Source organism: Mycobacterium sp. NGS50, from assembly GCF_059812545.1.
The window spans coordinates 1-18,288 of sequence record NZ_JCALCW010000030.1; the positions used below are offsets into that span (position 1 = coordinate 1).

Genomic DNA, 18,288 nt, shown 5'->3' on the forward strand with positions numbered 1-18,288 from the left:
GGTCGCGGGGTTGCTCGCCGGGTTACTTGATCAGCGGGTCGCGCGGCATGCCCAGGATCCGCTCGGCGATCTGGTTACGGGTCACCTCGGAAGTGCCTCCCGCGATGGCCATTCCACGCGCACCCATCACCATCCGGCCGGCCAGCGCCGCCGGCCCGTCGGTCAGCGCGACTTCCGGGCCCAGCAGCGCCGACCAGATCGCCGCCGCCTCGCCCATGTGCTCGGCGAGGGTCAGCTTGGTGACGTTGCCCTCCGGGCCCGGGCCGGCACCGGCGATGCTGCGGGCGGCGCGGCGCAGGTTGAGCAGTCGCAGCGCGTGGTCCTCGGCCAGATAGTTGCCCATCCGGATCCGGGCGCCCGCCACCTGGTCTTCGTGCTTCTGGACCAGTCCTACCAGCAGATCGGCCACCCCGTCGTAATACGTTGTGCCGCCGCCGATGCTGACCCGCTCATTGCCTAGCGTCGCCCGGGCCACCGTCCACCCGGTGTTGGGTTCGCCGACCACGTCTTCGTCGGGAACGAACACATCATTGAAGAACACCTCGTTGAAGTCCGAGCCGCCGGTGATCTGCCGCAGCGGACGCACCTCGACGCCGGGGCCCTTCATGTCGATGATCACCGTGGTGATGCCGGCGTGCTTGGCGGCATCGGGGTCGGTGCGCACGGTGGCAAGGCCGCGGCTGCAGTAGTGCGCCCCCGACGTCCACACCTTCTGCCCGTTGATCTTCCAGCCGCCGTCGACGCGGACCGCGCGGGTTTTGACCGCCGCGGCGTCGGATCCGGCGTCGGGCTCGGAGAACAGCTGACACCACACTTCGTCCTGGCGCAGTGCCTTCTCCACGAATCGTTCGATCTGCCAGTCGGTCCCATGTTGGATCAACGTCAAAATGACCCAGCCGGTGATCGAGTAGTCGGGCCGCTTGACACCGGCGGCCGCGAACTCCTCCTCTGTCACCAGCTGCTCCACCGCATTGGCGGCCCGGCCCCACGGCTTGGGCCAGTGCGGCATGATGTAGCCGGTCTCGATCAGCTTGTCCCGCTGCGCGTCACCCTCCAACGCGGCGATCTCGGCGATGTCGGCGCGAATCTGGACACGCAACTCCTCTGCCTCGGGCGGCAGGTCCAGGCTGTTGGCCCGGGTGACGCCGGCCGCGGTGTCCTCGAACACATCGCGGGCGGGTCCGTCTCCGCCGAAGATCGCCCGCACCGCCAGCGCGCGGCGCAGATGCAGATGCGCGTCGTGTTCCCAGGTGAAGCCGATGCCGCCGTGCACCTGAATATTCAGCTCGGCGTTGCGCGCGTAGGCCGGGAACGCGAGCGCCGCGGCCACCGCCGCGATCAACCGGAACTGGGCTTCGTCTTCGTCGGCCGCGCGGGCGGCGTCCCATACCGCCGCAGTCGCCGACTCGGCAGCCACCAGCATGTTCGCGCAGTGGTGCTTGACGGCCTGGAAAGTGGCGATGGTGCGCCCGAACTGCTGGCGTACCTGGGCATATTCGACCGCGGCGTCCACGCAGTCGGCGGCCCCGCCGACCGCCTCGGCCGCCAGCAGTGTCCGGGCCCGCGCCCGCGCCGAGGCGAGGGCGCCGGGCAGCACATCGTCGTCGGTGACGGCGACGTCGCTCAGACTGACCCGCCCCGAGCGTCGGCCCGGATCCAGGTTCTCGGGCACCTGCACCGATAGCCCCGCCCGCTCCCGGTCCAGCACCAGCACGTCCTCACCGGCGGCGATCATCAGCACGTCGGCCAACCCCGCGCCCAGCACGATGCCGGCGTCACCGCTGGCCACCCCGCGCTCGATGCGAACAGAACCGCCCAAACCCACTGCGGCGGTGACCGTTCCATCGATCAGTCCGGGCAGGAGCCGGGACTTCTGATCGGAGTTGCCGTCGGCGGCGATCGCCGCCGAGGCGATCACGGTGGGAACGAACGGTCCGGGTGCGACCGCACGGCCCAGTTCCTCGATCACCACGACCAGTTCGGGCAGCCCGAACCCGGAACCGCCGTACTGCTCGTCGATGTGCAGACCCAGCCAGCCCAGCTCGACGAGGTCCGCCCAGAACGGTGGACGGGTCTCCTCGGCGGCGTCGAGCAGGTCCCGCGCCGCCGCGCGGGCCTTCTGCGCGGTCAGGAACCCCCGGGCGACTTCAGCGAGCTCGCGGTGGTCGTCGGTAACTGCGATTCCCATCAGGGCCTCCTCATCAGCCGAGCCAGTGGACCGAGCGTACGCACAGGCACAGCCCGCGAATCACTTGGGCGCGAAGCGCTGCCCCGCGTCGAGCCGCAAGCACTGACCGTTGAGCATCGGGTTGTCCACGATGGCCGCCACCAGCTTGGCGTACTCCTCGGGCCGGCCCAGCCGCTTGGGAAATGCCGCGTCCTTGGTCAGGGCCGTCGCGTACTCGTCCGGGATGCCCTTGGTCAGCCCGGTGGCGAACAGGCTCGGCGCGATCGCGAGCACCCGGATGCCCTGCGAGCCGAGGTCGCGCGCGGCGGTCAGGCACATGCCGGCGATCCCGGCCTTGGCCGCGGTGTAGGCGACCTGACCGATCTGGCCCTCGAAAGCGGCGATCGAAGCGGTGTTGATGATGACGCCGCGCTCGTCGTCCTCGGGCTCGTTGCGGCTCATGTGTGCCGCCGCCAGCCGGGTGATGTTGAAGGTGGCGATCAGGTTGAGGTCGATGACCTTGCGGAAGGCGTCGAGATCATGCGGGCCGGACTTGGACAGTGTCCGCTGGGCGATGCCGCCACCGGCGGTGGTCACGATGACGTGCAGGCCGCCCAGTGCGTCGACGGCCTCGGCCAGCACGGTTTCGGTGCCGTCGAAGTCGGTGACATCGACCGGGTAGAAGTTGCCGCCGATCCCGGCCGCGACCTCTTTGCCGTCCGACCCCTCCCGGTCGAGCACCGCGACATTGGCGCCGCGAGCGGCCAGCAGTTCGGCACTGGCGCGCCCCATACCCGAGGCGCCACCGATGACGACCACCTTCTTGCCGCTGATCTCCATGCCGATCTCCTTGTCTGTTTTTGCTATTAATGCAAGTTAGCGCGCCGTGGACGACGGTCACGCCCGGGGTCCACCGCTCCGCCCCCACTGAAATCCATACAGTATCAGGAACGGGATGCCCCCACCGGGCCAGTACCCGGCACGGCTGTCCGGGTCGTGCGAGGATCACGCGCAAGCAGAACTCGACCGTCATCCAGGGAGGCCCAGTGGCGGTACCGACAGCCCAGCACGACGGACCGGTCCGCCTCATTCGCACCGATGCCGAACTGCCGCCGGTCGCGATCATCGACCGCTCCCCGATCACCGCCCGGCATCGGCTGATTTTCGGCCTCGTCGCCGTGCTGGGCGCGCTGGCCTGGGCGGTCATCGCATTCACCCGCGGCGAGACGGTCAACGCGGTGTGGTTCGTGATCGCCGCCATCTGCACCTACGTCATCGGATTCCGGTTCTACGCACGGCTGATCGAGTACAAGATCGTGCGTCCGCGCGACGACCACGCCACCCCCGCCGAAGTTCTCGAGAACGGCGCCGACTACATGCCCACCGACCGGCGGGTGCTGTTCGGACACCATTTCGCCGCGATCGCCGGGGCCGGTCCGCTGGTCGGACCGGTGCTCGCCACCCAGATGGGCTACCTTCCCGGCGCCATCTGGATCGTGTTCGGCGCGGTGCTCGGCGGCTGCGTGCAGGACTACCTGGTGCTGTGGATCTCCACGCGTCGCCGCGGCCGCTCGCTGGGCCAGATGGCCCGCGACGAGCTCGGCCCTGTCGGGGGCACCGCGGCCATCGTCGGCATTCTGTTCATCGTCGTCATGCTGATCGCGGTGCTGGCCCTGGTGGTGGTGCGGGCGCTGGCGGTCAGTCCATGGGGCGTGTTCTCGATCGCCATGACGATCCCGATCGCGGTGTTCATGGGCGTCTATCTGCGGTTCCTGCGGCCCGGCCGGGTTTCGGAGGTGTCGCTGATCGGCGTCACACTGCTGCTGCTGGCCATCATCTCCGGGCGTTGGGTCGCCGACACCGCCTGGGGCGCCTCGTGGTTCAGCCTGTCGCCGGTCACGCTGTCGTGGTGTGTGATCGGTTACGGCTTCGCCGCATCCGTGCTGCCGGTGTGGCTGCTGCTGGCACCGCGCGACTACCTGTCGACGTTCATGAAGGTGGGCACCATCGCGCTGCTCGCCGTGGGCATCCTGATCGTTCGCCCGGTGATGGCGGCGCCCGCTGTCTCACCGTTCGCCGACCGCGGCGACGGCCCGGTGTTCGCCGGTTCGCTGTTCCCGTTCTTGTTCATCACGATCGCCTGCGGTGCGCTCTCCGGATTCCACGCGCTGGTGTCCTCGGGCACCACCCCAAAGCTGCTGGAGAAGGAAAGCCAGATGCGGCTGATCGGCTACGGCGGCATGCTGACCGAATCGTTCGTCGCGGTGATGGCGCTGATCACCGCCTCGATCCTCAACCAGCACCTGTACTTCACGCTCAACGCGTCCGCGGCCCAGACCGGCGGAACCGCGACCGGCGCCGCGGCCTACGTCAACGGCCTGCAGCTGACTGGGGCGCCGGCTACCGCCGAACAGATCACCCAAGCCGCCGCCGATGTCGGGGAAACGTCGATCGTGTCGCGCACCGGCGGGGCGCCCACGCTGGCGTTCGGGATGTCCGAAGTGCTGCAGCGGATGTTCGGCGGTACGGGGCTGCAGGCGTTCTGGTATCACTTCGCGATCATGTTCGAGGCACTGTTCATCCTGACCACCGTCGACGCCGGCACCCGGGTGTCCCGGTTCATCCTGTCCGATGCGTTGGGCAATCTGGGCGGGCCGCTGCGCAAGCTGTCCAATCCGAGCTGGCGGGTCGGCGCCTGGGCGTGCAGCCTGGCCGTGGTCGCCGGCTGGGGCTCCATCCTGCTGATGGGCGTGAGTGACCCGTTGGGCGGGATCAACACTTTGTTTCCGCTGTTCGGCATCGCCAATCAGCTGTTGGCGGCGATCGCGCTGACGGTGGTGACGGTGGTCGTGATCAAGAAGGGGTTGCTGGCCTGGGCGTGGATTCCGGGGATCCCGCTGCTGGGCGATCTGGTGGTGACGCTGACCGCCTCCTGGCAGAAGATCTTCTCCAGCAACCCCCAGTTGAGTTACTGGGCACAGCATCTGCAGTACCGGTCGGCGCAGCTGGCCGGCAAGACTGAGTTCGGTTCGGCGCACAACCCCGATCAGCTCGCCGCGGTCATCCGGAATACGTTCATCCAGGGCAGCCTTTCGGTGGTGTTCGCCGCGGTCGTCGTGGTGGTGGTCGCGGCGGGAATCGTCGTGGCATTGGGTGCGATTCGTGGCACCGGACGCCAGCTGACCGAGGAGGAGCCGGTGTTGTCGCGACGGTTCGCTCCGTCCGGGCTCATCGCCACCGTCACCGAACGGGAGGTGCAGGCCCAATGGGACGCATTGGCCGAATAGCTCGTGGGATCGGCTGGTACTGGGGCGCCTTGATGGGCGACTCGCACTACCGGCGCTACCTGGACTACCGGCGCCGCGCGCACCCGGGCGAGCCGGTGTTGTCAGAACGGGACTACTGGCGCCGGCGCTATCAAACCGACCCGGGTGCGCGCTGTTGCTGACACCGTCTACCGTCTAGGTGGACCAACCAACCGGTTAGGAGAGACGGATGGACTTGCAGTGGTCAGCGGCCGACTCGGCATTCCGCGACGAGGTCCGCGACTTCCTGGACGCGAAACTGACCGCAGAGCTGCGGCAGGCCGGGCGCCTGATGACCAGCGTCTACGCCGACCACGACGCCAGCATGGCCTGGCAGGCGATCCTGCACGAGCGCGGTTGGGCGGCGCCGGCGTGGCCGGTCGAGCATGGCGGCTGTGATTGGTCCTTGACCCAGCACTACATCTTCCAGCGGGAATCGATCCTGGCCGGCGCCCCGTCGTTGTCACCGATGGGGATCAGGATGGTCGCGCACGCCATCGTCGCATTTGGGACGCCCACGCAAAAGGAGTTCTTCCTGCCGCGCATCCTGACCGGCGAGGTGTTCTTCTGCCAGGGCTACTCCGAGCCGGAGGCGGGTTCCGACCTGGCGGCGCTGTCGATGGCGGCCGCTGAAGACCCGGCCGACGGCGCCTACCTTCTCTGCACCGGCAGCAAGATCTGGACCACCCATGCCCGGGAAGCGAATTGGATGTTCGCGTTGGTGCGCACCTCGCGGTTGGCCAAGAAACAGCAGGGCATCACCTTTGTGCTTCTGGACATGGCCTCGCCGGGCATCGAGATCCGGCCGCTGGTGATGACCTCGGGTGAAGAGGTCCAGAACCAGGTGTTCTTCGACGCTGTCCGAATCCCCAAGGAGAACGTGATCGGCCAGATCGACGACGGCTGGACGGTCGCCAAGTACCTGCTGGAGTTCGAACGCGGCGGCGGGGCGGTGGCGCCCGCGTTGCAGGTGATGGCCGCTGAGGTCGCCGAGGCGGCCGCCACCCAGCCCGGGCCGGCGGGCGGTTCGCTGCTGGATGACCCGGCATTTGCGGCCCGGCTTGCCGACGCCCGGATCCGCACCGAGGTGATGGAAATCCTGGAGTACCGCACGCTGTCGGTGGTGGCCGGGGGCGGCAATCCCGGTCCGGCATCGTCGATGCTCAAAATCCTCGGCACCGAGCTGAGCCAAACGCTGACAGAGCTCGCCCTGGTGGCGGCGGGACCGCGCGGTCGGGTGTATCAGCCGCATGCCACCCGTCCCGGCGGACCGGTCACCGAATTCGAGCCGCCGCCAGACGGATACGTCAGCGGCGAGCCGTGGCAGGCGGTGGCGCCGCTGCGGTACTTCAACGATCGTGCCGGCTCGATCTACGCCGGCAGCAACGAAATTCAGCGCAACATTCTGGCCAAAGCGGCGTTGGGACTCTGATGGACTTCACCCTGACCAAAGAACAGCAGCTGCTGCGCGACGGGCTGGCCAAGTTCCTGGCCACTCGCTACGACCTGCACACCAGCCGCGCCGCTGCCAAGACCGGCGCCGGCTGGCAGCCGGACGTGTGGCGGGGATTCGCCGAGGAGCTGGGCATCCTGGGCGCCACCCTGCCCGAAGAGGTCGGCGGGATGGGCGGCGGCCCAGTCGAATCGATGGTGATCGCCGAGGAATTGGGTCACGCGTTGGTGATCGAGCCGTATGTGGACACCGTGGTGGTAGCCGGTGGTCTCCTGCGGCGCGCGGGCGGTCATCGCGCCGGCGCGGTGCTGGAGGCGATCGCCGCCGGTGACGCGGTCGTGGCGTTGGGGGCGACCGAACCCGAGTCCGGCGATGACCTGACCCGGATTTCGACGACGGCGGTGCCCGACAGCGACAGCTGGGTACTGAACGGCACCAAGATCGTCGCGGTCGGTGCGCCGCTGGCCACCCATCTGCTGGTCACCGCCCGCACCTCGGACGGGGTCTCGCTGTTCCTCATCGACCTGACCGACGTTGAAGGCCTGGCGCTGCACGGCTATCGGACCATCGATGACCGCCGTGCCGCGGACCTGACGCTCGATGGTGTGCGGTTGCCGGCCGACGCGCTGCTCGGTGAGGCCGGGCAGGCCGGGGCGTCGTTGGAGCAGGCCCGTGACGAGGGCGCGGCGGCGGTCGCCGCCGAAGCGGTCGGTTGTATGCGGAAAGTGTTGGCGGACACCGTCGCCTACTGCAAGCAACGCCAGCAGTTCGGCCAGCCGATCGGCAGCCTGCAGGTGCTGCAGCACCGCATGGTGGATATGAGCCTCGAGGTGGAGCAGGCGGTGGCCGCGGTGTATCTGGCGGTGCTCAATCTGGACGCCGACGCCGCTGAGCGGGCGCGGGCAGTGTCGGCGGCCAAGGTGACGATCGGCCGCGCGGCCCGCTTCGTCGGGCAGAACGCGGTACAGCTGCACGGCGGGATGGGCATGACCGAGGAACTGGCGATCGGGCATTACTTCAAGCGGTTGACCGCCGTCCAGCAGGAGTTCGGGTCAACTGATTTCCACCTGGCCCGCTACTCCGCGCTGACGAGACCGTAGACCCCACCACCCGCGTTGACTCTGCGCTGACGGCGCACTTCACTCGCACTTTCGCGCCCTCACCGCAGAGTCATTGGAGCTTCACCCGCTACGGCGTCGACGAGGACTGCGCGGCAATCGCCCCGCCCAGCCAGCGGCGCACGAAGCGCCGCAACTCATCTGGGCTGCGATCAAGGTCGTTGGGCGCGACGAAGAACGACAGCATGGTGCGCAACGTAAACTCCACCAGGTCCCGTAGCGCGGCGTCGTCGTAGCCATGACTTTGCCAGTCCACGTCGAACCGGGTGATCATCCGCATGCCCAACTCCTGGGCTTGCGGGGAGGCCAGACCGCTGGAATGCGCGCCCAAATACGGCTCGGACAACAGGATGCCCAGGTGCGGGGTGCGCGCGACGGCCTCCAGGGTGTGGAGCACCCCTTCGGTCATCGCCTCGGCCGGGTCGTGGATGCCGCGCACCCGTTCGGCGAGCTGATCGAAGAAGTCGTCGACCGAGGCGATCGCGGCGGCTTCCATCAGCGCATCGGCGGTCGGGAAGTAGCGGTACACGGTCTGGCGGATGACGCCGAGCGATTCGGCGACGTCGGCGATGCTGATCGCCGACCCGGTCGCCGCGAGTAGGTCGACGGCGGCCGCCACGATGCGCCGGGTGGCCTCGTCGTCGCTGGCCGGCGGGTTGCCGCCCCACCCGCGCCTGCGTGCCATCGCGTCCATCCTCCCGGCGTTGACGAAACTCGCCTCGGGCTGCAATCATACGACCATACACACAACATCTTATTTGTATGATTACTGGAGAGCGTGCAGATGACCGACCTACAAATACGCAAGATGCGGTTCGCGTTCGCCGACCGCCCGGTTCCGTTCGTGTGGAACGAGACCAACCCGGCGTTCTCGTCGATGGCCAACGCGGTGTCGTTCTTGGCCATCGCGTTCGAGAAGATGATCGGCAGCATGATTCCCGAGGCGATGCCGCTGATCACCGATCCGGTGATCGCCGAGGAGGCCGATGCGTTCGTGCGCCAGGAAGGCCAGCACGCGATGGCGCATCGCCAGCACGCCAAGGGACTGATCAAGAGTCACCCCGGGCTCAAAGAAACCCTGGACCAGGTGATCGCCTCATTCGACGATCTGACCGCCCATACGCCGTTGAAGTACCGGCTGGCCTACACCGCCGATCTGGAGGCGACGTTCACGCCGGTGTTCAAGCTGATGCTGGACAACGACACGACGCTGTTCGCGCCCGGCGATGACCGGGTGGCCTCACTGTTCTTGTGGCATTTCGTCGAGGAGGTCGAGCACCGCAGTTCGGCGCTGATCATCTACGACGCGGTGGTCGACGACCCGTGGTATCGGATGCGAGTGCTGCCGTCGATCTTCAAACACGTCCTCGACGTGATGCGCATCGCCTGCGAGGGCTTCAACAAGCACGTCCCGCTGGCGGATCGCCAGGTCGATGCGATGAGCATGTTCGCCCGCTACCGGCGCAAGCAGAATCTGTTGCGGCGACTTCCGTTTGGCTCCCCGGCCAACAATGGGACGATGCCGCGGGCGTTCGCACACCTGTCGCTGCGGGAACAGCTGATCGCGTTGTCGGGCGTGGTCCGCAGCCAGCTGCCCAATCACAATCCCGCCCACGAAAAGCTCCCGGTGCTGGCGGGACAGTGGTTCGATCGCTACGACGCCGGATACGACGTCACCCACTGGTACACCGCGGAGGCCTCGCATGTCTGAGCACTGCTCCCCCACGTTCGACCGACTCGCCGAATCGATGGGGTTCTCCTGCCAGACCGCCGGCGGGCTGTTCGAGGTCCGCAACCCCTTCGCTCTGGAGAACTGGACCCTGCCGGTGCTGGAACTCACGGTGATCACCGGCGCGGTGCTGGCACTGGTCTACGCCATCATCCGGCTGCGCCGCCACGGTGACGCCACCAACCTGGTGCTGTGGTCCGGGGCCATCGCCTATCTGCTGATCATCGAACCGCCGCTGTACTTTCCGGCGGCTTTCGGCATCGACAGCCAGGTCGACACCATGTTCGCCCACAACGTATTCACCGTCGACTTCCTGTGGGGCCGGCTCCCCCTCTACATCGTCGCGATCTACCCGATGATGGCCACCGTCGCGTTCGAAATCGTCCGATGCCTCGGGGTTTTCCGCCGCTACGGAACCCTGATCGGCGCGGTCTGCGTCGGCTTCGTACACCATGCGTTCTACGAGATTTTCGATCACCTCGGTCCACAGCTGCGGTGGTGGGAGTGGAGCGTGGACAACCCGCTCAATCAGCCGATGTTCGACTCGGTTCCGTTGCCCAGCGTGGTGGTGTTCGCGGCGCTGTGGCCGATGTCGCTGGCGTTCTGCGTGCAATGGTTCGTCGGCCGGCAGGTCGACCGGGGCCGACGGCTTTCCGGTTGGCAGATCACTTGGCGCACCGTTGTGGTGGGGGTGTTGGCGTCGCTGGGCACCGGCATCCTGCCGCTGCCCGCAACGCTGCTCGGCGGGCTGACCGGTAGCACCACGGTGACCGGTATCGCCTACGCCACCGAGCTCGTGGTGTTGAGCGTTGTCGCGGTCTATATCTTTGCCCAACAGTGGAAGCGGTTCCGCCACGGTGGGGTGGCCATTCTCGACGGCGTCCCGGCCAGCAGGGGCTACGCCAGTCCGTTAGTGATCGGCTATGCCGCAGCGTATCTCGCGGTGATGGCGGTGCTGTGGATCACCGCGCTGCCGGCGTACTTCGGCGCCGTGAACGGCGTCACCGCTAGCGGTGATCCCACCGGCAGCCTGTGGTACACCCTCGTGTGCTTCCTGGTCGCCGGCGCGTGTGTCTACCTGGCCCGCACCGTCAATCGCGCCGCGGCGGCGTCGTCGGGCGCCAAGACATTGGCGGCTGCGGCCTAAGCGGTTGACTCTGCGCTGACGGCGTCTTCTACTCGAACTTTTGCGCCGTGGACGCAGAGTGAACGCCAAAATAGGTGAAGTGGAGCTAAGGGGACTCGAACCCCTGACCCCCACACTGCCAGTGTGGTGCGCTACCAGCTGCGCCATAGCCCCGAAGTGATGCTCATCGAAGCTACACCACCGGCCACTCCGGTTCAAAACCGCAGGTCACCGATGCGCCGAGATCGACGGTAGCGTGGAAAACTGCGAGTGCCGGCCGCGCTGACGTCGATCTCGGCGTAAAACACCCCTCAGGCCGGGTGACCATGCCGGTGCAGCCCATAGGGCACCGCCTCGACCAGGGTGACCGACACCGTGGCGCCGCTGGGCACCCGGTAGCTGCGCCGCTCGCCCGGGCGGGCGCCGGCGATCGCGATCCCCAGCGGCGACTGCGTCGAGTAGACCTCGATGTCGCCGTGCTCGACGCCGCGGGCTCCCAGCAGGAAGGTCTCGGTCTCATCGCCGCCCTCGTAGCGCACGGTGAGCACCATGCCGGGCTCGGCGACGCCGTCGTCGGGCGGATCTTCACCGACGACGGCGTCGTTGAGCAGGTCATGAATCTGGTGGATCCGTGCCTGGCGGGCCCGTCGTTCATCCAGGTCTGCTGTCTCGCCGTCGGCTTGCGGCTCGGACAGTTCGGCCAGTTCGGCCTGCAGTCGGTCGCGGGTCTCCGGGGTGATCCACACCGCGGGGTTGGTCATCAGCTGTCTCCTTTTCAACAGGTTTCGGGGGGCGATCGCTGAATGGCTCAGCGCAACGGATCAAGGGCCCGCAGGGCGGCGGGTTGCTTGCCGGTGGTGATCTGCTCGGCCAGCGTGCGCCCGGTCGCCGGACCGTGCGCCATCCCCCACATCCCGTGCCCGCCCGCGACATAGATGCCCGCCGCCGCCTCCCCCACCAGGGGACGCCCATCGGGGGTGACCGGACGCGGGCCGACCCAGAGATGTTCGCGTTCCTCCCAGCGAACGCCGGTCAACATCGGGCGCGCCGCCTCGACGATGGCGTCGACGCGGGCGGCGACGGGCGGGGCGTCGGGCGCTCGGAACTCCATGGTGCCGGCGACCCGCAGCCGACCGTTCAACGGTGTGCAGGCCACCTTCGCGTCGGGCAGATAGACCGGCCCGAGCACCGGAGCGTCCACCGGAACGGTGAATGAGTAGCCGCGGCCGGCCTGCACCGGCACCTGAATCCAGGGTGCCGCCAACCGGGACAACCAGGCGCCGGTGGCGATCACCGCCGCCTCCGCGGCCAGCGGTTGGCCGCTGCGCAGCGCAACCGTGACCCCGTCGTGTGAGGGATGCACCTCGGTGACCTCCGCCGTGTGCAGTTCAGCGCCCCGCTCGACGACGGCACGGCCCAGCGCGGCGACGAACCGCCCGGGGTCCACGAAGCGCTGCCCGTTGATCTGCACCGCGGCCGCGACCGCGCTGGACGCCAGCGGCACCCGTTCACGCAGCGCGGCCCCGGTCAACTCCGTGGTGAGGATCGGCTGCCCGATCTCGGCGAAGCGTCGCAGCTCGTCCAGCAGATGTTCGGCGTCGCGGCAGGAGCGGAACACCGCGGTGATCGGCGCGTCGGTGATCGGCGCCTCGACCCCGTTGGCGACCAGCACGTCGTAGGCCTCGATGCATTCGGAGTTCAGCGGCAGGTTCGCGCGCACCGCACGGCGCCAGGAGTGCCGCCGCGAATTCGCCGCGAACCGCACCAGGAAGCTCCATAACGACGTGTCAAAAGTCAGCGGAACATGCAGGGGCGCCGACGGATTCAACAACGACCGGAGTCCCAATCGAAGGGTCGCCGGTTCGTTGAGCGGGATCGTCAGCGCCGGCGAGATCCAGCCGGCATTCCCCCACGAGGCGCCGGCCGCCACACCGGTGCGGTCCACCACGGTGACCTGCACGCCCCGCTCCTGAAGAAACCAGGCGGTCGACAGGCCCACGATGCCGGCACCCACCACGATCGCCGACCGCGGTGGGCAGTCGATGCGGTTGCTGTCGGCCATAACTCCATGGTTACCCGGTTCGCCGGCGGGGTGTTTGCCCGAATCCGACAACCCTGACGTCAGCGATTGTCGGCTTCCCACACATCGTCGGTCGATGTCAGGTGGATCATCATCGCGAACCGCTTGCGGGCGTCGTCGAGCCCGAGGTCGGTCACCTCCGCCATTTTGCGCAGCCGATACCGCACCGTGTTCTCGTGCACGCCCAGCCGGTCCCCGGCCTGCGCCAGGTCGCCCTGCGCCTCCAGCCATGCCCGCAGGGTGGCGACGTACTGCGTCGCGTTGTCACGGTCGTGGCGGCGCAGCTCGGCGACGGGGCCCCGTGCGGGGGCGCGGCCGGCGCGTGCCGCGGTGCGCAACCGCTGCAGCAGGATCTCGTCCCAGGATTCGTCGTAGGCCGGCGGCGACGCCTGCGCCGGGCTGACCTCGTGCAAAGCCAGGCACTCGTCGGCCTCGCGGCGTGCGGCCGGCAGATCCTGCGCGGTCGCGGCCGCGCTGATCCCGGCCAGCACCACCGCCTGCGCCGGCAACGACGCCTGCAGCTCCGCCACCCAGCGGCGCGCCTGCTCGGCGTCTTCGGCCGGCAACAGGGTGTAGACGGTGTTGGCGGCCAAGGCGCTACGCCCGGGCCGCGACCAGCCGAATCCGGCGGTGACGGCATCGAACGCCAACAGCAGCGCGGCGTGCGACTCGCCGGCGATCTGCGCGTGCACCGCGACCACCCGCAGCGCCGCCTGCGGCAGTCCCAGCCTGCTGGCCAGCGTGGCCGCATCGGCGGTGCCGTCCAGTAATCGGGTCACCCATTCCGACTCGATCTGACGTTCCAGGTCTGCGCTTGCCCGTGACCGCAGCACATGCAGCGTGACGGTGCGGGCACCGTCGGACAGTGCGGCCAGCCGGATCCCGGTCAGCGGCGCCGAGCACGCCACCCACACCGCGCCCAGCAACTCCCGCCCCGCCCGCACCGCCACCGCCATCCGCCCGGTCAGTCCGTGGGCGGCGTCCGCCGACACGAACAGCGGCTCATCCGAAACCGCCAAATGCGCGAGAACACCTTCTTTTTCGAAGAGTGCGCGCAGCGTCTCGGGTGCCTGGCGGTTCAGGATGGTCGCGGCCCGCGCCGGGTCGGCGTGCTGCTGGCCCCGTGAGTACGCCAGCACCCGAAAAAGCTGGTCTTCGATCGTCACCGCACCACCGACCGCCTCGGCGAGGTTGTCGGCCAACGCGAACAAGTCGGTGGGGCCGCGACCGGATTCGGTCTCGCGTCCCTCGAGCACCAGGCCGTAGACCACGGCGGCCAGCTCACTCCAGGACACCTCGGGTTCGACCACCATGACGGCGATCGACTCGCCTTCCCCGACGAACGGGGTTGTGTCCTCGCCGCCGCGCACCAGCACCGCCACCGCCCGCACGGCCACCGCCCAGCGCACCGCTTCTTTGACCGAGCGGGCGCCGATGGCCAACAGCACGTCACCGACCACCGCGCGCGCGGCGGCGGTCTCGTGAATGACCACGCTGCTCAATTCCGTCGAGCGGGGCACCGAGCAGAACCTCAGCCGCACGCCGTAACTGCCCAGCACATTGACCAGTCGGTCCAGGGTGACCATGAATCGAGCCTACGAGGCGCTCAGGCCGGCTCCGGCGCAGTCTCTGCATCGATCGCCGCGACCACCGGCCGGGTCTCGGGTGCCGCGACCCACCCGATCGCGGCGACGAACAGGATGACGCCGCTGATCGCGAAGCTCCATCCGAAGGTGGCGTGTTGTGCGATCTCGCCGACGGCGACCGACCCGGTCACCGCGCCGACGTCGGCCATCATCTGAAACGTGGCCACCGCGGTGCCCGCACGCGCCCTGCTGCCGATGATGTCGGCGACGGCCGCCTGCTGCGGGGCGCTGAAGATGCCCGATGTCGCGCCGGTGAGGAATCCGGCAACCAGCAGCACGGTCAGCGATGACGACTCGCCCAGCAGGATCGTCGCGGCACCGGTGGCGGTCAGCCCGGCGATCAGCAGACCCCGCCGACCCATCCGGTCGGACAGGTAGCCGCTGGGAACGACGGCGCAGACGTTGCCGATCGCGATCACCGACAGGGCCAGCCCGGCCACACTGGCGCCGCGGCCCAACACTTCGGTGACGAACAGTGGGACCAGCGCGATCCGCAACCCGAACACCGCCCAGCCGGTCGCGAAGTTGGACAGCAACGCCGAACGGTAGGCGCGGTGACGTAGCGCTGCCCGTACGGTGACGGTCGGCTCGCCCGCGTGCATCGGCTCGGTGAGCGACGAATGCCGCAGGTTGACGAAGACCACCACCGCCGCCACCAGCAGGATGACGCCGTAGATGAGGAACGGGGCGCTCAACCCGAACCCCGCCGTCAGGCTGCCCAGCACCGGGCCGCCCACGGTGCCGAGCAGGAACGAACTCGCGAACAGGCCCGAGATCCGTCCACGGGCATCGTCGGGGCTGATCCGGATCATCAGGCCCAACGAGGAGATGATGAACATGGTCGAGCCGACACCGCTGAGGGAGCGAAAGATCAGCAGCTGCCAGTAGGTCTGCGCGAACGCGCACGCGACGGTGGACGTCGCCACGATCAGCAACCCGCTCACGTAGACGGGCCGCTCGCCGAGTCGCTGCACCAGCAGCCCACCGACGGGAGCGAAACACAGCCGCATCAGCGCCACCACGGTGATCACGAACGTTGCTGCGGAGATGCTGACCCCGAAATGGCGGGCGTAGGAGGGCAGCACCGGCGCCACCACGCCGTAGCCGAGCGCGACCATGGTGTTCGCCACGATCAGCACCCAGATTTCGCGGGGCAGCCGGTGTCGCGGCAGCTCAGCTTCCTGGGCGCGGGAGCAGCGGGCAACAAAGGTCACCCGATGACTGTATTCACCAGTTCCCGGGCGGTGTCCTGCACCTGCGATAAATGCTGCGGACCGCGGAACGACTCGGCGTAGATCTTGTAGACGTCCTCGGTGCCCGAGGGCCGTGCGGCGAACCAGGCACTGGCGGTCGTGACCTTCAGCCCGCCCAGCGGCGCACCGTTGCCGGGTGCGGTGGTCAGCTTTGCCGTGATCGGTTCCCCGGCGAGTTCGGTGGCGGTGACTTGCTCCGGCGAGAGTTTGGCCAGCCGCGCCTTCTGGTCACGGTCGGCGGGCGCGTCGACGCGCGCGTAGCTGGACGCACCGTAGCGTTCGGCAAGCGCGCCATACCGCTGCGACGGGGTGGATCCGGTGACCGCGAGAATCTCCGCGGCCAGCAGGGCGGCGATGATGCCGTCCTTGTCGGTGGTCCACACCGAACCGTCGCGGCGCAGAAACGATGCGCCCGCCGATTCCTCACCGCCGAAACCGATACTGCCACTGCGTAATCCGTCGACGAACCATTTGAATCCGACCGGCACCTCGACCAGACGACGGCCCAGCCCCCCAACCACCCGGTCGATGATCGAGGAACTGACCGCGGTTTTGCCGATGGCGATGTCGGTCGGCCAGTTCGGCCGGTGACCCAGCAGGTAGTCGATCATCACCGCCAGGTAGTGATTCGGGTTGAGCAGGCCGGCGTCGGGGGTGACGATGCCATGCCGGTCGGCGTCGGCGTCGTTGCCGGTGGCGATCTGGTAGCCGCTCCCGCCGATCTTGGCGATCAGCCCGGCCATCGCGTCCGGTGAGCTGCAGTCCATCCGGATCTGACCGTCGGTGTCCAATGTCATGAACCGCCAGGTGGCGTCCACCAGCGGGTTCACCACGGTCAACTCCAGGCGGTGCCGCTCGGCGATCGCCGCCCAGTAGTCCACACTGGCCCCGCCGAGCGGGTCGGCGCCGATCCGGACCCCGGCCGCCCGGATGGCGTCGAGGTCGACGACGTTGGGCAGGTCGTCGACATAGCCGGCCAGATAATCGTGGCGTTGGGCGATCGTCAAGGCGCGGGCCAGCGGGATGCGCCGCACCGCGGCACACCCGCCGCGCAGGATCTCGTTGGCGCGGGCGGCGATCGCGGCGGTCGCGTCGCTGTCCGCCGGCCCGCCGTGAGGCGGGTTGTATTTGAAGCCGCCGTCCCGCGGCGGATTGTGCGACGGGGTGACGACGATGCCGTCGGCCGGCGCGCCGATGTGCTCGCGGTTGTGCGTGACGATGGCATGGCTGATGGCCGGGGTGGGCGTGTAGCGGTCGCGCGAATCGATCACCGCGGTGACATCATTGGCGGCCAGAACCTCCAGCGCGGACACCCAGGCCGGCTCGGACAGGCCGTGCGTGTCGCGGCCGATGAACAACGGGCCGGTCACGCCCTGCGCTGCGCGGTACTCGACGATGGCCTGGGTGGTGGCCAGGATGTGCGCCTCGTTGAACGCACCGTCAAGCGCCGAGCCGCGATGTCCCGAAGTGCCGAACGTCACCTGCTGGGCAATGTTGTCGGGATCGGGCTGGATCGCGTAGTACGCGGTCACCAGATGCGGCAGGTCGACAAGGTCATCAGGCTGGGCCGGCTGACCGGCGCGCGGGTGGGCCACGCTCATACATTCTGCCGGTACCGCCTGAAGACGCGATAGGTTGTCGACGTGCTGGGCCACGACAACCGCGAGTTGGCCGCCGTTTTCGCAGGCGGCGCCCTCGGGGCGACCACCCGCACGCTGCTGGGCACGCTGGTGGCCCCCGACCCGGCGTCCTGGCCCTGGCCCACGTTCGCCGTCAACATCGTCGGCGCCTTCCTACTGGGCTACTTCACCACGCGACTCCTGGAGCGGCTGCCGGTGACCAGTTACCGCCGCCCACTGCTGGGTACCGGTCTGTGCGGCGGTTTGACCACGTTTTCCACCATGCAGGTCGAGACGCTGCGGATGCTCGAGCACGGGCATTGCGGGTTGGCCGCCGGCTACACCGGCGCCAGCGTGCTGCTGGGGCTGCTGGCGGTCTATCTGGCCTCGGCGCTGGTACGCCGGGCGAAGGTGCGCCGATGACCGCGTCGATCATGTTGTGGGCGGGTGTGGTGGTGCTCGGCGGTGTCGGGGCGGTGCTGCGCTTCGTGGTGGACCGGGTGGTGGCCCGGCGGGCGGCCCGTTCGTTCCCGTTCGGCACATTCACGGTGAACCTCACTGGCGCCGCCGCGCTCGGTTTCATCAGCGGTGTCGCGTTCAGTCCGCATACCGCGATGTTGGCCGGCACCGCGTTCGTCGGCTCTTACACCACGTTCTCGACGTGGATGCTGGAGACCGAACGCCTGGCCGAGGAACGCCAAATCGTCTCGGCGGTCGCGAACCTCGCGTCCAGCGTCATCTTCGGGCTGGGTGCGGTGTTGCTCGGCCAGTGGATCGCGGGGTGGATCTAGT

Annotated in this window: 16 protein-coding genes and 1 tRNA gene; 8 read left to right on the forward strand and 9 right to left on the reverse strand. The window is 68.4% G+C overall.

Annotated features, from left to right (window positions below; translation table 11 throughout):
• Nucleotides 1-22: 22 nt before the first annotated feature.
• Nucleotides 23-2,188 carry an acyl-CoA dehydrogenase family protein gene (locus AC5Y36_RS19260; protein WP_500042547.1) on the reverse strand — a complete coding sequence of 722 codons (2,166 nt, stop codon included), beginning with the start codon at nucleotides 2,186-2,188 and terminating at the stop codon, nucleotides 23-25.
• A gap of 60 nt (nucleotides 2,189-2,248) precedes the next feature.
• On the reverse strand, nucleotides 2,249-3,007 hold the full coding sequence (locus AC5Y36_RS19265) for an SDR family NAD(P)-dependent oxidoreductase (RefSeq protein ID WP_500042548.1): 759 nt from the start codon (nucleotides 3,005-3,007) through the stop codon (nucleotides 2,249-2,251).
• A 206-nt stretch (nucleotides 3,008-3,213) separates the two neighbouring features.
• Between AC5Y36_RS19265 and AC5Y36_RS19270 the strand changes: the two genes are divergently transcribed.
• Genes AC5Y36_RS19270 through AC5Y36_RS19285 form a run of 4 tightly spaced genes read left to right on the forward strand, consistent with a single transcriptional unit; the run spans nucleotide 3,214 to nucleotide 8,025 of the window.
• Nucleotides 3,214-5,454: a carbon starvation CstA family protein gene (locus AC5Y36_RS19270; protein ID WP_500042549.1), complete on the forward strand. Its 2,241-nt coding sequence runs from the start codon at nucleotides 3,214-3,216 to the stop codon at nucleotides 5,452-5,454.
• A gap of 32 nt (nucleotides 5,455-5,486) precedes the next feature.
• The gene (locus tag AC5Y36_RS19275) at nucleotides 5,487-5,615 is read left to right on the forward strand and encodes a CstA-like transporter-associated (seleno)protein (RefSeq protein ID WP_500042550.1); all 129 of its coding nucleotides are present in this window, start codon (nucleotides 5,487-5,489) and stop codon (nucleotides 5,613-5,615) included.
• 47 nt (nucleotides 5,616-5,662) lie between these two features.
• The gene (locus tag AC5Y36_RS19280; RefSeq protein ID WP_500042551.1) at nucleotides 5,663-6,904 is read left to right on the forward strand and encodes an acyl-CoA dehydrogenase family protein; all 1,242 of its coding nucleotides are present in this window, start codon (nucleotides 5,663-5,665) and stop codon (nucleotides 6,902-6,904) included.
• A complete protein-coding gene (locus AC5Y36_RS19285) occupies nucleotides 6,904-8,025 on the forward strand; it encodes an acyl-CoA dehydrogenase family protein (protein WP_500042552.1) in 1,122 nt (373 codons plus the stop codon). Before AC5Y36_RS19280 ends, AC5Y36_RS19285 begins: the two co-directional genes overlap by 1 nt.
• 88 nt (nucleotides 8,026-8,113) lie before the next feature.
• On the opposite strand, the gene AC5Y36_RS19290 is transcribed toward AC5Y36_RS19285, so the two are convergent.
• A complete protein-coding gene (locus tag AC5Y36_RS19290) occupies nucleotides 8,114-8,728 on the reverse strand; it encodes a TetR/AcrR family transcriptional regulator (protein ID WP_500042553.1) in 615 nt (204 codons plus the stop codon).
• Between the two features lie 99 nt (nucleotides 8,729-8,827).
• On the opposite strand from AC5Y36_RS19290, the gene AC5Y36_RS19295 reads away from it, so the two are divergent.
• Both AC5Y36_RS19295 and AC5Y36_RS19300 read left to right on the forward strand, forming a co-directional pair.
• On the forward strand, nucleotides 8,828-9,754 hold the full coding sequence (locus tag AC5Y36_RS19295; protein WP_500042554.1) for a metal-dependent hydrolase: 927 nt from the start codon (nucleotides 8,828-8,830) through the stop codon (nucleotides 9,752-9,754).
• Nucleotides 9,747-10,919: a hypothetical protein gene (locus AC5Y36_RS19300; protein ID WP_500042555.1), complete on the forward strand. Its 1,173-nt coding sequence runs from the start codon at nucleotides 9,747-9,749 to the stop codon at nucleotides 10,917-10,919. Before AC5Y36_RS19295 ends, AC5Y36_RS19300 begins: the two co-directional genes overlap by 8 nt.
• 80 nt (nucleotides 10,920-10,999) lie before the next feature.
• On the opposite strand, the gene AC5Y36_RS19305 is transcribed toward AC5Y36_RS19300, so the two are convergent.
• From AC5Y36_RS19305 to pgm, 6 genes are all read right to left on the reverse strand, one after another.
• Nucleotides 11,000-11,072 (reverse strand) — tRNA-Ala (locus AC5Y36_RS19305).
• Nucleotides 11,073-11,209: 137 nt separating this feature from the next.
• The gene (locus tag AC5Y36_RS19310; RefSeq protein WP_500042556.1) at nucleotides 11,210-11,659 is read right to left on the reverse strand and encodes a GreA/GreB family elongation factor; all 450 of its coding nucleotides are present in this window, start codon (nucleotides 11,657-11,659) and stop codon (nucleotides 11,210-11,212) included.
• Between the two features lie 47 nt (nucleotides 11,660-11,706).
• Complete coding sequence (locus AC5Y36_RS19315) at nucleotides 11,707-12,960, reverse strand: NAD(P)/FAD-dependent oxidoreductase (RefSeq protein ID WP_500042557.1); 1,254 nt, start codon at nucleotides 12,958-12,960, stop codon at nucleotides 11,707-11,709.
• Nucleotides 12,961-13,019: 59 nt separating this feature from the next.
• Nucleotides 13,020-14,564 (reverse strand): PucR family transcriptional regulator, encoded by a 1,545-nt coding sequence (locus AC5Y36_RS19320; protein ID WP_500042558.1) that lies wholly within the window; start codon nucleotides 14,562-14,564, stop codon nucleotides 13,020-13,022.
• Nucleotides 14,565-14,584: 20 nt separating this feature from the next.
• Nucleotides 14,585-15,838, reverse strand: coding sequence for an MFS transporter (locus AC5Y36_RS19325; RefSeq protein WP_500042559.1), 1,254 nt, complete (start codon nucleotides 15,836-15,838; stop codon nucleotides 14,585-14,587).
• Complete coding sequence (gene pgm / locus AC5Y36_RS19330; protein ID WP_500042560.1) at nucleotides 15,835-17,472, reverse strand: phosphoglucomutase (alpha-D-glucose-1,6-bisphosphate-dependent); 1,638 nt, start codon at nucleotides 17,470-17,472, stop codon at nucleotides 15,835-15,837. Before pgm ends, AC5Y36_RS19325 begins: the two co-directional genes overlap by 4 nt.
• 48 nt (nucleotides 17,473-17,520) lie before the next feature.
• On the opposite strand from pgm, the gene crcB (AC5Y36_RS19335) reads away from it, so the two are divergent.
• A complete protein-coding gene (gene crcB, locus AC5Y36_RS19335; protein WP_500042561.1) occupies nucleotides 17,521-17,919 on the forward strand; it encodes a fluoride efflux transporter CrcB in 399 nt (132 codons plus the stop codon).
• Complete coding sequence (gene crcB, locus AC5Y36_RS19340; protein WP_500042562.1) at nucleotides 17,916-18,287, forward strand: fluoride efflux transporter CrcB; 372 nt, start codon at nucleotides 17,916-17,918, stop codon at nucleotides 18,285-18,287. Before crcB (AC5Y36_RS19335) ends, crcB (AC5Y36_RS19340) begins: the two co-directional genes overlap by 4 nt.
• Nucleotide 18,288 lies beyond the last annotated feature (1 nt).

Bases quoted from the DNA above. Each gene is read 5' to 3' on its own strand.
- AC5Y36_RS19275 (WP_500042550.1), top strand. From the start codon at position 5,487: ATGGGCGACTCGCACTACCGGCGCTACCTGGACTACCGGCGCCGCGCG.
- AC5Y36_RS19315 (WP_500042557.1), bottom strand. From the start codon at position 12,960: ATGGCCGACAGCAACCGCATCGACTGCCCACCGCGGTCGGCGATCGTG.
- AC5Y36_RS19260 (WP_500042547.1), bottom strand. From the start codon at position 2,188: ATGGGAATCGCAGTTACCGACGACCACCGCGAGCTCGCTGAAGTCGCC.
- AC5Y36_RS19320 (WP_500042558.1), bottom strand. From the start codon at position 14,564: ATGGTCACCCTGGACCGACTGGTCAATGTGCTGGGCAGTTACGGCGTG.
- AC5Y36_RS19310 (WP_500042556.1), bottom strand. From the start codon at position 11,659: ATGACCAACCCCGCGGTGTGGATCACCCCGGAGACCCGCGACCGACTG.
- AC5Y36_RS19265 (WP_500042548.1), bottom strand. From the start codon at position 3,007: ATGGAGATCAGCGGCAAGAAGGTGGTCGTCATCGGTGGCGCCTCGGGT.
- AC5Y36_RS19300 (WP_500042555.1), top strand. From the start codon at position 9,747: ATGTCTGAGCACTGCTCCCCCACGTTCGACCGACTCGCCGAATCGATG.
- AC5Y36_RS19285 (WP_500042552.1), top strand. From the start codon at position 6,904: ATGGACTTCACCCTGACCAAAGAACAGCAGCTGCTGCGCGACGGGCTG.
- AC5Y36_RS19295 (WP_500042554.1), top strand. From the start codon at position 8,828: ATGACCGACCTACAAATACGCAAGATGCGGTTCGCGTTCGCCGACCGC.
- crcB (WP_500042562.1), top strand. From the start codon at position 17,916: ATGACCGCGTCGATCATGTTGTGGGCGGGTGTGGTGGTGCTCGGCGGT.
- AC5Y36_RS19280 (WP_500042551.1), top strand. From the start codon at position 5,663: ATGGACTTGCAGTGGTCAGCGGCCGACTCGGCATTCCGCGACGAGGTC.
- AC5Y36_RS19290 (WP_500042553.1), bottom strand. From the start codon at position 8,728: ATGGCACGCAGGCGCGGGTGGGGCGGCAACCCGCCGGCCAGCGACGAC.